The organism is Pseudomonas sp. SED1 (genome assembly GCF_034044025.1).
Lineage (GTDB): Bacteria > Pseudomonadota > Gammaproteobacteria > Pseudomonadales > Pseudomonadaceae > Aquipseudomonas.
Genome location: NZ_JAXCIS010000060.1, coordinates 94,175 through 105,938, shown reverse-complemented (window position 1 = coordinate 105,938; position 11,764 = coordinate 94,175). Strand labels below are relative to the sequence as shown.

The following is an 11,764-nucleotide window of genomic DNA, read 5'->3' as shown; positions in this document are numbered from 1 at the left end:
TGATCGCATTTCAAGGCGGGATTTCAGCGCCCGAGCATCTTCACCCAGCGCGACGGCGGCATGCCGAAGGTGCTGCGGAATTGCCGGGTCATGTGGCTCTGGTCGGTAAAGCCGGCGGTCAGTGCCGCATCCACCAGTGACTGGCCCTGGCCCAGCAAGCTGCGCACCAGGTCCAGGCGGCGCATGGTCAGGTAGCGATAGGGGCTGGTGCCAAACAACAACCGAAAATCCCGCGACAACGCCCAGCGGTCGCGGTTGGCGTATTCCGCCATTTCATCGAGGGTGATCGGCCGGCCCAGGGCGCTGTGGATAAACTCCCGCGCGCGCTCGGCGGCGCGGTAGTCGAAGGTCTTGCGATTCACCGTGATGCCCGACGCGTTATTCAGCGCCTGGGCCAGGTCGAACATCGCGTCCTGTTCCTGCAACGGATCAATCGGGCAATCCAGGCTTTGCAGCAACACTTCACTGGCGCGGTACAGCCACGGGTCGCTGGACAATCCGCCGGGGATGAACGGCAGCGGCTTGCCACCGAGCACTTGCTGGATCAGCGCCGGCTCCACGTAAATCATCCGGTATTTGAAACCTTCCTCGCTGCCGGCCCACCCGTCATGCACTTCATCGGGATGAATCACCATGGTCCGCCCCGGCAGGCTGTGGGTCATGCCGCCGCGATAGTGAAAACTCTGCACACCGAACAGGGTACGGCCGATGGCGTAGGTGTCGTGGCGATGAGGGTCGAAGCCAAACCCGGCAAAATACGCCTCGATACGCTCCAGGCCACTGGCGTGGGGCGCGCGGTGCAGCCAGTCGAGAGAGGGTTTGATCATGGTGTCAGTCGCAGGTCGGGACGCAAATACGTTACCCCAGTGTGACCGGGCTGTCTGCTGCGGTCTTGAACGATTGTGCCATTGCTGAAATTTCGGGGGCCAGTATCGGTTTTGCGTTCAGGTATCGCTAATCATTAAAAAATGATTGTTTTACGATAATTAATCGTCTATTTTTCCGCCTCAAATTTCTGAGAGGCTTACCCATGAATTCCCAACGTCTTGCCCAGCTCAGCCAGCGCATGGCACTGCTTACCCTGTTGTTGATTGTCGCCATACTACTGCTCAATACCGCCGCGTGGCTTTACCCGCAACAAAGCGCTTCGTTCGGATTTGGTTTCGCCTTGAGTGGCAAACAAATCGAGGGGCGGGCGGAGATGGTGGCGGCTTTCCCTTGGTGGCAGACACTGGGCGGCGTCCTGCTCTCCAGCATTCCCTTGATGGCGCTGGTGTCCGGTTTGAATCATTTGCGCCAGCTGTTCCAGAACTATGCTCGTGGGGAGTATTTTTCCTGCGCCGCCGCGCAGCACTTGGGTAAAGTAGGCCGGGCCGTGGCACTGTGGGTGTTGCTGGATTTTCTGTGTGAGCCCTTGCTCAGTGTCTGGGTCACGATGAACGAGCCGGTTGGCCAGCGGCTGCTCACCTTGAGTTTTACTCCGCCCAGCATCGTGGCGCTGTTTCTCGCCGGCTGCATTTCGGTGATCGCGCGTATCCTGTGGCAGGCCAGTGAAGTGGATTCTGAAAACCGCACGTTTGTTTGAGAACAGCATGTCTATTGTGATTGAGTTGGACGTTATGCTCGCCCGGCGCAAGGTCAAGTCCAAGGACCTGGCCGCCGCCATTGGTATCACCGAACAAAACCTGTCATTGCTCAAGCAAGGCAAGGTCAAGGGCATACGGCTGGCGACCCTGGATGCAATCTGCAAATATCTGGAGTGTCAGCCGGGCGACCTGCTGGTGCATGAACCCGAACCTGAGCTGTAAACGGCAAGGATCTTTAATTCCCTGAAGGATGGATCAACCGATGCTTTTCCCAAGCCTGCCGTACGCCGCGCCTCTTCTGTCGCTAGCCTTGCTCTGGACCGTCGCGGTCGTCACCCCCGGCCCGAACTTCTTCAACACGGCGCAATTGGCCGCCAGCTGCTCGCGCCGCCATGGCGTGGTGGCGTCCGCTGGCGTGGCCACCGGCACCGTGATGTGGGGCCTGGCCGGCGGCTTGGGGATCAAGTCATTGTTTACCGCAGCGCCGATGCTGTACCTGGCGTTCAAGATCATTGGCGGCTGCTACCTGATTTACCTGGGGTTGAAACTGTTCCGGCGCTCGGCACCGGCCATGGCCCAGAACCTGTTGCCCGACGAACCTCGGCGCTCGCTGTTTTCCGCCTGGCGCCTGGGTTTATTGGGCAACCTGTCCAACCCCAAGGCGGCGCTGTTCGTCGCGACGATCTTTGCGTCCACCATGCCCCCATCACCGTCGCCGATGCTGCTGACCCTGGCCGTGATCACCATGGCGACGCTGTCATTCAGCTGGTATTCCTGCGTGGCGCTGGTGTTTTCCAGTGAGCGGATGGCCAACGTCTACAGCCGCTCGCGCAAGTGGCTGGACCGGTTTGCCGGTGGTTGTTATGTGCTGTTCGGGGCCACGCTGGTAGCGAATCGCTGACGGCTCATGGTAAGAAGCCTTAATTTCAAACGTGAGGCCGATCATGAGCAAGCTGCGGGTAGGGATTATTTTTGGTGGCCGTTCGGCCGAGCACGAAGTGTCGCTGCAGTCGGCGCGCAACATCGTCGATGCGCTGGACCGTTCGCGCTTCGAGCCGATCCTGATCGGCATCGACAAGGCCGGCCACTGGCACCTCAACGACACCTCGGGCTTCCTGCTCAACGAAGAAAACCCGGCGCTGATCGCCCTCAATCAATCCAATCGTGAACTGGCGGTCGTGCCGGGCAAGGCCAGCCAGCAACTGGTGGAAACCGCCAGCCAGGCCTCACTGGAACACGTCGATGTGATCTTTCCAATCGTCCACGGCACCCTCGGCGAAGACGGCTGCCTGCAAGGCCTGCTGCGCATGGCAGACCTGCCGTTTGTCGGCTCCGACGTGCTGGGTTCGGCCGTGTGCATGGATAAGGACATCAGCAAACGCCTGCTGCGCGATGCCGGGATTGCCGTGACGCCGTTCATTACCCTCAACCGCAGGAATGCGGCGCGTACCACCTTCGACCAAGCCCAACAGAAACTCGGATTGCCGATGTTCGTGAAACCGGCGAACCAGGGTTCGTCCGTGGGTGTGAGCAAGGTGGCCAGTGAGGCTGAATATCACGCTGCTGTAGAGCTGGCGCTCGGGTTTGATGAAAAGGTGCTGGTGGAGTCGGCGGTAAAAGGCCGGGAAATCGAATGCGCCGTGTTGGGCAACGAGAATCCCATCGCCAGCGGTTGTGGCGAGATCGTGGTGCGGGACGGGTTCTATTCCTACGACAGCAAATACATCGATGACCAGGCGGCCCAAGTGGTAGTGCCGGCGGATATCAGTGTTGAAGCCAGCGAGCGCATTCGTGCGTTGGCCATCGAAGCGTTTGAAACCCTGGGCTGCGCCGGGCTGGCGCGGGTGGATGTGTTTCTGACGGATGAGGGCGAGGTGCTGATCAACGAAATCAACTCGTTGCCTGGGTTCACCCGCATCAGCATGTACCCGAAGTTGTGGCAGGCGGCTGGCATGAGCTACAGCGAGCTGGTGAGCCGGTTGATCGAGCTGGCGCTGGAGCGGCATGCGGGGCGTAAGGGGTTGAAGATTAGCCGGTGATTTTTACGGATTTAGATCTGGGCGGGCTGGAATGCTGTACCTGCCCATACCGGCCAGCTTTGATGTCGACAATTGCAGCGAGTAATTCCTCGCCGATGTTGCGTTTGGTGTCGCGTTTTTTAAGTCGGTGCTTGGTGAGCGGCATGAGGGCCTGCCTTCGATTTTTTGCGAAGGATCTTCGCAATTTGCATGATCAGCAAGACCAACTTTGTTACCGGCCGAAGATTGGTTTGGGAATCTGATAAATACCTTTTCATGAGTAAGATCTCATTGTGGCGAGGGAGCTTGCTCCCGTTGGGCTGCGCAGCAGCCCTGAAACTGAGTTTGGTGCTCTTGCTGAAAAAACGCATCATCTCATTCTGGGGGCGCTTCGCACCCCAACGGGAGCAAGCTCCCTCGCCACAAATATGGTGTTGCCGGAGAGGTTGTATTCGGCCGCTTTATCGTTGCGTTTTTCGCGAGATCCACGAATACAACAACGTCTTCCTTTCCGTACTGTCATGGGTCCTTCTGCGGTAACTCGCGAATGCCGGCGAGGTGCAATACGTACACACTTCACTGACCTCCACCTGCTCACGCTTTATCCCCGCAGCCTCCAGCAAAATCAGTGCGTACTGGCTCAAATCGAACCATGCACTAGACGCCTGCCTCGGCTCAGGCGGCGCAATCTGTGGCGTCAACAGCGGCCCCGGCTGCTCAAACGTCCAAGGCGCATTCCCATCCCGCCACAAATGCCCCTGACTCGCCTGCAACTGCGCTACAAACTCGCCACTCACCTCATAACAACAAGGCTTGATCGAAGGCCCAATCGCAATCTGCAACTGATCCAGCGCCATACCCTCGGCGGTAAACCGTTGCATGGCATTGGCGATGATCCCGCCTTGCAGTCCCTTCCAGCCGCCATGAATCGCCGCGACAAAGTCCCCGTTCTCCGAGGCCATCAGCAGCGGCAGGCAGTCGGCGGTGATCACCGCAATTGGCTGCGTATCCCGGCTGAAAACCCCATCGGCTTCAACCGTATTGGCTGCCAGCTCCGGGCGCCATTCAAGGGTCGTGGCGCTGTGCACCTGTTTGCAGATAAACACCTCGTCAGGCCGCAATGGATCGTCAATCGAACAAAACCCATGATCGACGCCAGCAAGGGCGCCGAGGTTATTTGCCTTGTGCACGCGCAGCTCTCCAATGAGTCAACTCAATCCCCCAGCGCTTCGCCTTCACGGCGTGGATCAGCCCCGCCGATCAACGACGCTTTGCCCTGCGCATCGCGCACCCGGACGATCGCCTGGGCGCCGCTGGTCATGTCGATTTCGCTCAGGGCGTGGCCTTTGTCCTTCAGCGCCTGTTTCAACGGTGCACTGAACAACCCGGCTTCCAGCTCGGTCGCGCCGTTGCGGCTGCCGAAGTTGGGCAGGCCGACGGCGGCTTGCGGGTCGAGGTTCCAGTCGAGCATGGCCACCAGGGACTTGCTCACATATTCGATGATCTGCGATCCGCCCGGGGAACCAACCGTGGCCACCAACTCGCCGCTCTGACGATCAAACACCAACGTCGGCGCCATGGACGAACGCGGACGTTTGCCCGGCTCGATCCGGTTGGCTACCGGCTGGCCGTTCTCTTCAGGAATGAAGGAGAAGTCGGTCATCTGGTTATTCAGCAAAAAGCCCTGGACCATCACATGGGAACCGAACGCCGCTTCCACCGTAGTGGTCATCGATACCGCGCCACCTACGTCATCCACTGCCACCACTTGCGAGGTGGAAATGCGCAGCGGCGAGCGATCCGGCGCATAGGCCACTTCAATCCCGGCCGGCTTGCCAGGCTTGGCGACGCCCATGCTGCGTTCACCAATCAACGCGGCGCGGCTGGCCAGATAGTTCGGAGCGATCAGCCCGGCAACCGGCACCGGCACGTAGTCCGAATCGGCCACGTATTGGGCGCGGTCGGCGTAGGCCAGGCGATCGGCCTCGGCGATCAGGTGCACCGCTTCGGGCACCGGCTCCAGGCCTGCTGGTGAGTCGCTCTTCACCGGCTTCAACGGCGCGAGGGCCATGCGCGGGTCGCGGGCTTCCAGGGCCTGCAACGTACCGAGGATCTGCGCAATGGCAATCCCGCCCGACGACGGCGGTGGCATGCCGCAGACTTTCCAGCGCTTGTAGTCAGTGCACAACGGCGCCCGCTCAACCGCGTTGTAGCCTTTGAGGTCGGTCAGCGTCAGGCTGCCGGCGTTGCTGTTGCCCTGCACCTTGCGGGTAATTTCTTCAGCAATCGGGCCGTAGTACAGCGCGTCCGGCCCTTCCTTGGCGATGCGTTCGAAGACGTTGGCCAGCGCCGGGTTTTTCAGCAGTGTGCCGGTGGCCTTGGGGCTGCCGTCGGCGTTCAGAAAGTACGCGGTCATTTCCGGCGAGCGGGTGATATAGCGGTCGGCGGCAATCAGGCTGTGCAGGCGCGTGGAGATCGGGAAGCCCTGTTCAGCCAGGCGAATGGCCGGCTCGAACAGCGTCGCCCATTGCAGGTGGCCGGTCTTCTTGTGGGCCATCTCCAGGGCGCGCAACACGCCCGGAGTTGCCACGGAACGCCCGCCAATCTGTGCATCGGGGAAGGCCATCGGCGTACCGTCCGCCTTCAGGAACAACCGCTCGGTAGCGCCCGCCGGTGCGGTTTCACGACCGTCGTAGGCGTGCACCTGCTTGCCGTCCCACAGCATGATGAACGCGCCGCCGCCGATCCCGGAGGACTGCGGCTCCACCAGGGTCAGCACGGCCTGCATGGCAATCGCGGCGTCGATGGCCGAGCCGCCCTTGCGCAGGATTTCCCGCCCGGCTTCGGCGGCCAGCGGGTTGGCAGCGGCGGCCATATGGCGCTCGGCGTGGCGGGTGCTCATGTCGGTGCGATAGCCCGAACCGAGTTCCGGGGCGGGCGGCAGTTCAGGCGCGGTGGCGCTGTGGCAGGCGGCGAGGGTGAGGGCGGCGGTGATCAGCGAGAGGGTGGTAAGGCGTTGGCGGTGGAAAATCGAAAACACGCGATGACTCCGTTCATTTGAGAATGATCTGTTGTCCGTGTAGGGAATGTACCTCAGTGCTTTGGGAGAGGGGAGATTGATCTGTATTTGGTTGTGCGGTACAACTATATCTCTCTTCATTCGGGCAAGAGGTTTCCCCGTGAACCGTTCCAGGCCAGACCTTATCGATCAGATCCGCTGTGCGTCGCGCCTTATAGTGCGGGAGCTGGGCTTCATGCAGCCGAAGTTGGCAGCCAGCCGTTATCCACCGTCATCAGTGCACACGATTGTTGAAATCGGCGAGCGTGGCGCACTGACGGCGGCTGAACTGGTCACCTTGCTGGGCCTGGAAAAATCCTCGGTGAGCCGTATGGTGCGCAAGCTGATCGAGGCGGGCGAGCTGGAAGAGTTTGCCAACGAGGACGATGCTCGCTCGAAAAAACTGCGGCTCACCACACGAGGCCAGAAGACGTTACGCGACATCGAAACGTTTGCCCGGCGCCAGGTGGGCGAGTCGATTGGTGACTTGTCCAGCGAACAGCAGCAGGCCGTCAGCCGCGGGCTTGATCAGTACGCCGCAGCCCTGCAAACCCAACGCACCGGCGTCCGGCAGCCAAAGCGCTACAGCATTGCCCGTGGCTACCGGCCTGGAGTGATTGGGCGCATCGCGCAGATGCACGCGGAGTACTACGCCAAGCATGCGAATTTTGGCCAACCGTTCGAAAGCCTGGTGGCGGCGGACATGGCCGAGTTGATGGGACGCCTGGCCAACCCGCGCAACGAAGTGTGGGCGGTACTGGATGGGGCGCAGATTGTGGGTTCGATTGCCATTGATGGCGAGGGCGAAAACGGCGAGGCGATCTTGCGCTGCTTCATCCTGGACCCGTCGGCCCACGGCCAGGGCTTGGGCAAACGGCTGTTGCAAGAGGCGCTGGATTTCTGTGACGGGCACCGGTTCCCGGCGGTGCGGCTGTGGACGTTCAAGGGTCTGGATGTGGCGCGCAAGCTCTATGAAAACGCGGGCTTTGTGCTGGAGTCCGAGCAGGACGGGCAGCAGTGGGGCAAGTCGGTGGTGGAGCAGTGTTTTGTGCGGCACGCTGTTTGACGCAACAGCGCCCCATGCCACGGGGCGCTGGCGCCTGGCGGGTTAAAAGTCCCAGCGCGTGGTGAGCATCACATTGCGCGGGGTGCCGTAATAGGCCGTGTTATAGAACCCGATGTTGGTGTAGTACTGCTTGTCGAACAGGTTGTTGACGTTCAGCGTCGCGGAAAGATGTTCGCTGACCTGGTACTTGGCCATCGCGTCCACCACCCAATACGCTTCCTGCGAGAACTCTTCGTTTTGCGCCTTGGGCCGGTTGTACACCACTTGCCAGCTTCTGCTCTGCCAGCGTGCGCCGCCGCCGAGGGTCAGGCGGTCCAAAGGGCCTTTGAGCTTGTACGAGGTGAAGAAACTGAGCTGGTCCTCCGGCTCCCAGGTCGAAGCCTTGTCGCCATGTTCATCCCGCAGGATCTTGTGGGTGTAGCCGGCCTGGGCCTGCCAGCCCGGCGCCAGCTCGCCGGACATCTCGGCCTCGAAGCCCTTTGTCTTGGCCTTGATGCCTTTTTCGGCATACCCCAGGGACGGATTGGTAGGCGCGGCGTTGTATTCGGCGTCCGGCTCCGCGCGGTTGGTTTCATGCACTTCGAAGTAGGCCATGCTGGTGTTGAGCCGGCCCTCGAAGAACTCGCCCTTGAGGCCGGTCTCGTAGTTCTTGCCTTCATCCGGTTCCAGCAATTTGTTATTGCGGGAGCGGCTGTAGCTCGACGGCATGAAGATGTCGGTGTAGCTGGCATACGCGGTGAAGTTATCGTTCAGGTCGTAGGTGACTCCGGCGTAGGGCACCAGCTTGCCGGTCTCGGTGGAGTCGTCGTCGCCGCGCAATTTGTAGTTGGCCACGCGGCTGCCGAGGAACAGGTTCAAGTCGTCCGTGAGGTTGAAACGTGCGGCCATGTAGCCGGCGGATTGCCGGGTGGTGGCGTCGATGGTGCGGGTCGGCGCGCCCCAGTCTGGCTCCGGCACATTGCCGTCGAAATTCCAGAAATCGATCTGGTTATTGCCCACATAAGTGGGGGCCCCGTAGTCCTTTCCGGTCCAGTGGGAGTTCGAAGCTGACGCGCCAATCACCAGTTCATGGGTACGGCCCAGCAGGCTGAATGGGCCGCTGGCGTAGATATCGCCCGAGTCGGCGCGGGTATTGCCGGTGAACTTGTTCGCGTACAGGGAAGACAAGCCGGTGGCGGGGAACGGCCCACTCATGACCGAGCCCAGGGGCGCGTCGTAGCCCATGAGTTGGTGCGTGTACTGGCCCTTGATCACCCAGCCATTGTCGAAGTTGTGTTCCAGGGTGGAAAACGCGCTGCGGGAATACTGCTCCCAACGGCTCCACTTGGCGCCGTTGTTATAGGAGCGTTTCACGTCGATGCGGTTGCCGCTGCGGTCGAACAACGCCCGGCTACCGGACCAGCCCGAGCCCTGCGGGTCACTGTTCTGGTAATCGAAGCCGACGGTGAGCAGGGTGTCTTCGGTCAGGTCAGCTTCCAGTGTGCCGAAGTACACATTGGTGTTGCGCTGGTAGTGGTCCATGAACGAGTGCTTGTCCTGGTACGCCGCCACTGCACGGCCACGCACGTTGCCGCTGTCGGTCAGCGGGCCACTCACGTCGATCTGGGAGCGATAGTTGTCCCAACTGCCGGCGCCGAGTTCCACGCTGGCCTTGAAGTCGCGGGTGGGCTTTTTGCGGATCAGGTTGATCGTCGCACCGGGGGCGCCAGCGCCGGTCAGCAGGCCGGTGGCGCCCTTGAGGATTTCCACGCGGTCATAGATCGCCATGTCGGTCAGGGTCTGGCCGGACGAGTAGGCAGAGTTGCGCAGGGTAGGAATGCCGTCGTACTGGAAGTTCTCCACCGAGAAGCCGCGTGCGTAGTAGTTATTGCGCTCGCTGTCGAAGGTCGACACGGTGATGCCCGGCGTATGGCGCATCACGTCATCGATTGAGGTAAGCGCGAAGTCATCCATATGCTGGCGCGTGATCACGGTGATCGACTGCGGGGTTTCCCGTGGGGTCAGCACCATGCGCGTGGCGGTGGCGATGGTGCCCGGAGTATAGGAACCGCTGCCCTCCGTGATGGTGCCCAACTGGTTGGCAGTGATCTCTGTGGCGCCCAGCGACAGCGCGCCGCTGGCTACCGGCAGGCTTTCCAACTGATAGCCATCGGCATTGCCGGCTGCGGCAAAACCGGTGCCGGCCAGCACCTGCGCGAACCCGTCCGCCACGCTGTAGCTGCCGCGCACACCGGGGCTGTTCAACCCGGCCACCTGTTGCGACAGGAACGAAATCGGCACACCGGCGGCCTGGGCGAAGCGGGTCAGTACATCACCGAGTTTGCCGGGCGCGACGTCGAACGCCTGCACCTGCTGTTGCGCGTAAGTCAGGCCCGGCACCGCCAGCGGCAGGCAGCCAAGCAACAGTCGACTGGCCAGTAACAGGCCGCCGCGAGTGGGGGTTGAAGACATGTTATCGGTGCTCCTTTGGATGTTGGCCAAGGGAAGGACGCGGTAAAACCGAAAACACGCAGCGAGGCGCAAAAATTATTCGGCCGGTACTTTCAAGCGCACACGGGTAAGCCACGGGGTGTAGGTGCTGACTTCAATCGGCAGGGTGCGCGTGAGCAGGCGCAACGCGCGGTCGCTGTCGTCCGTCGGCAGCATCACGCTCACCCGAATGCCTTGCAGCGCCTTGCGATCGAACATCAGCACTCCCGGGCGATGCCGCGCCAGGCGCTCAAGCACATCCGCCAGCGGCTCGTCATTGGCCAGCAACTGGTGGGCCGTCCAGGCTTGCTGCTGCGCCTGCACGTCGACGCTTTTCGGCGTGCCCGGCCCGTTTGCATCCAGGCGCACTTGCTGGCCGGGGGCGAGGGTGATCGTGTGCCCGGCACTGTCGATGCGGGTTGAAGATTCGAGCATCTTGACCACGGTGGCTGTGTCGCTGAGTTCGACGATAAAGCGCGTGCCCAGGGCGCGAATGCTGCCTTGCGGAGTGTCGACATAAAACGGCCGCTGGGCGTCCTTGGCCACCGTCACCAGTAGTTCGCCGTGCAGCAGTTGCACGCGGCGTTCGGTAGCGTCCAGGTGCAGGTTCACGGCGGAGTTGCCTTCCAGTTCCAGGTCACTGCCGTCGGCCAGCAGCGTCTGATGCCATTCGCCACGGTCGGTACTCAGGTCGGCGAACAGATAGCCACGTTGCTCGTACTGGTACGCCGGCACGCCCGCTAGCAGCAGGGCCAGGGCGAGACACTTGACCAGCGTTGCCGCGTGGCGAGGCTGCCGGGCGCGGCGCAATGCGGCACGGGCCGGGGCTTGTTTAAGAGGCTGCAAGTGGCCCTGAAGGCGGGCAATGGCTTGCGGGTGCTGCGGGTCGGCGGCCAGCCAGGCGCGAAATGCTTGTTCGCTGGCGTCGTTGCCTTCGTGATCCAGCCGCACCAGCCATTCGGCAGCCTGGCGAAGCACAGCGTGGGGCAGAGGCTGGTTCATGGCTGGGCGCACGCATCGCACGCCAGCAAGGCTTCCACCAGGTCGTTCTGTACCGTGCGCACCGAGACCCCAAGGCGCAGGGCAATTTGCGCCTGGTCCAGGCCTTCGAGGTAGCGCAGGATGAAGGTGTCGCGTATCCGCTTGTTCATGCGCGCCAAGGCCCGATCGATCGCTTCAAGCATTTGCGCGGCTTGCAGGATCTGCTCCGGCGATGGGGCTTGCTCAAGGTAGGCGGCGCAGCGTTCGAGCTCTTCGCGGTAGGCCTGCTCCACGCGTCGGCGGCGGCCACTGTCCATCAGCAACCGGCGGGCGATGGTGGCCAGATAAGCCCGTGGCTCACCCGGTGCGACGTAAGTGCCCGATGCCAGCAAGCGTACGAAAGTGTCTTGCGCCACGTCGGCCGCCTGATGGGAGCAATGCACGCGACGCCGCAACCAGGTCAACAACCAGCCGTGGTAGCCGCGGTACAGCGCATCGAGCGTAGGAGCGTCGGTGGGCGAAGACAGCTTCATGAGAGAGAGTCGTAAGTGAGAATTAATCCCATTCTAGTTGTTTCAAACTTCGG

General features: G+C 61.6%; 12 protein-coding genes. 5 read left to right on the top strand and 7 right to left on the bottom strand.

Annotated elements, in window-relative coordinates; all coding sequences use genetic code 11:
* Window positions 1-23: 23 nt before the first annotated feature.
* Window positions 24-827: an AraC family transcriptional regulator gene (locus SNL23_RS09330; protein WP_076014932.1), complete on the bottom strand. Its 804-nt coding sequence runs from the start codon at window positions 825-827 to the stop codon at window positions 24-26.
* A gap of 203 nt (window positions 828-1,030) precedes the next feature.
* On the opposite strand from SNL23_RS09330, the gene SNL23_RS09325 reads away from it, so the two are divergent.
* Genes SNL23_RS09325 through ddlA form a run of 4 tightly spaced genes read left to right on the top strand, consistent with a single transcriptional unit; the run spans window position 1,031 to window position 3,625 of the window.
* Complete coding sequence (locus SNL23_RS09325) at window positions 1,031-1,585, top strand: DUF2975 domain-containing protein (RefSeq protein WP_318302107.1); 555 nt, start codon at window positions 1,031-1,033, stop codon at window positions 1,583-1,585.
* Window positions 1,586-1,592: 7 nt separating this feature from the next.
* Window positions 1,593-1,808 carry a helix-turn-helix domain-containing protein gene (locus tag SNL23_RS09320; protein ID WP_010177071.1) on the top strand — a complete coding sequence of 72 codons (216 nt, stop codon included), beginning with the start codon at window positions 1,593-1,595 and terminating at the stop codon, window positions 1,806-1,808.
* A 40-nt stretch (window positions 1,809-1,848) separates the two neighbouring features.
* Entirely contained in the window at window positions 1,849-2,487 is a 639-nt protein-coding gene (locus SNL23_RS09315; protein WP_076014934.1) for a LysE family transporter, read from the top strand.
* Between the two features lie 43 nt (window positions 2,488-2,530).
* Window positions 2,531-3,625, top strand: coding sequence for a D-alanine--D-alanine ligase (gene ddlA / locus SNL23_RS09310; protein ID WP_318302106.1), 1,095 nt, complete (start codon window positions 2,531-2,533; stop codon window positions 3,623-3,625).
* Here the strand turns inward: ddlA and SNL23_RS09305 are convergent.
* The 3 genes from SNL23_RS09305 to ggt form a co-directional block, all read right to left on the bottom strand.
* Window positions 3,615-3,770: a hypothetical protein gene (locus SNL23_RS09305; protein WP_256670912.1), complete on the bottom strand. Its 156-nt coding sequence runs from the start codon at window positions 3,768-3,770 to the stop codon at window positions 3,615-3,617. The two genes, ddlA and SNL23_RS09305, sit on opposite strands and share 11 nt — an antisense overlap.
* Window positions 3,771-4,065: 295 nt before the next feature.
* A complete protein-coding gene (locus SNL23_RS09300) occupies window positions 4,066-4,794 on the bottom strand; it encodes a polyphenol oxidase family protein (protein ID WP_318302105.1) in 729 nt (242 codons plus the stop codon).
* A gap of 23 nt (window positions 4,795-4,817) precedes the next feature.
* Entirely contained in the window at window positions 4,818-6,644 is a 1,827-nt protein-coding gene (gene ggt, locus SNL23_RS09295; RefSeq protein ID WP_318302104.1) for a gamma-glutamyltransferase, read from the bottom strand.
* A 139-nt stretch (window positions 6,645-6,783) separates the two neighbouring features.
* Between ggt and SNL23_RS09290 the strand changes: the two genes are divergently transcribed.
* Window positions 6,784-7,728: a bifunctional helix-turn-helix transcriptional regulator/GNAT family N-acetyltransferase gene (locus SNL23_RS09290; RefSeq protein WP_318302103.1), complete on the top strand. Its 945-nt coding sequence runs from the start codon at window positions 6,784-6,786 to the stop codon at window positions 7,726-7,728.
* 42 nt (window positions 7,729-7,770) lie between these two features.
* Here SNL23_RS09290 and SNL23_RS09285 read toward each other — a convergent pair whose 3' ends face one another.
* The 3 genes from SNL23_RS09285 to SNL23_RS09275 form a co-directional block, all read right to left on the bottom strand.
* Window positions 7,771-10,179 (bottom strand): TonB-dependent siderophore receptor, encoded by a 2,409-nt coding sequence (locus tag SNL23_RS09285; RefSeq protein WP_318302102.1) that lies wholly within the window; start codon window positions 10,177-10,179, stop codon window positions 7,771-7,773.
* A 75-nt stretch (window positions 10,180-10,254) separates the two neighbouring features.
* Window positions 10,255-11,199 carry a FecR family protein gene (locus SNL23_RS09280; RefSeq protein WP_318302101.1) on the bottom strand — a complete coding sequence of 315 codons (945 nt, stop codon included), beginning with the start codon at window positions 11,197-11,199 and terminating at the stop codon, window positions 10,255-10,257.
* Entirely contained in the window at window positions 11,196-11,711 is a 516-nt protein-coding gene (locus SNL23_RS09275) for a sigma-70 family RNA polymerase sigma factor (protein WP_318302100.1), read from the bottom strand. The genes SNL23_RS09280 and SNL23_RS09275 overlap by 4 nt, the downstream gene beginning before the upstream one ends.
* Window positions 11,712-11,764: the final 53 nt, after the last annotated feature.

Excerpts from the sequence above, each read along its gene's own strand:
- SNL23_RS09330 (WP_076014932.1), bottom strand. The coding sequence starts at position 827 with ATGATCAAACCCTCTCTCGACTGGCTGCACCGCGCGCCCCACGCCAGT.
- SNL23_RS09325 (WP_318302107.1), top strand. The coding sequence starts at position 1,031 with ATGAATTCCCAACGTCTTGCCCAGCTCAGCCAGCGCATGGCACTGCTT.
- SNL23_RS09320 (WP_010177071.1), top strand. The coding sequence starts at position 1,593 with ATGTCTATTGTGATTGAGTTGGACGTTATGCTCGCCCGGCGCAAGGTC.
- SNL23_RS09315 (WP_076014934.1), top strand. The coding sequence starts at position 1,849 with ATGCTTTTCCCAAGCCTGCCGTACGCCGCGCCTCTTCTGTCGCTAGCC.
- ddlA (WP_318302106.1), top strand. The coding sequence starts at position 2,531 with ATGAGCAAGCTGCGGGTAGGGATTATTTTTGGTGGCCGTTCGGCCGAG.
- SNL23_RS09305 (WP_256670912.1), bottom strand. The coding sequence starts at position 3,770 with ATGCCGCTCACCAAGCACCGACTTAAAAAACGCGACACCAAACGCAAC.
- SNL23_RS09285 (WP_318302102.1), bottom strand. The coding sequence starts at position 10,179 with ATGTCTTCAACCCCCACTCGCGGCGGCCTGTTACTGGCCAGTCGACTG.
- SNL23_RS09280 (WP_318302101.1), bottom strand. The coding sequence starts at position 11,199 with ATGAACCAGCCTCTGCCCCACGCTGTGCTTCGCCAGGCTGCCGAATGG.
- SNL23_RS09275 (WP_318302100.1), bottom strand. The coding sequence starts at position 11,711 with ATGAAGCTGTCTTCGCCCACCGACGCTCCTACGCTCGATGCGCTGTAC.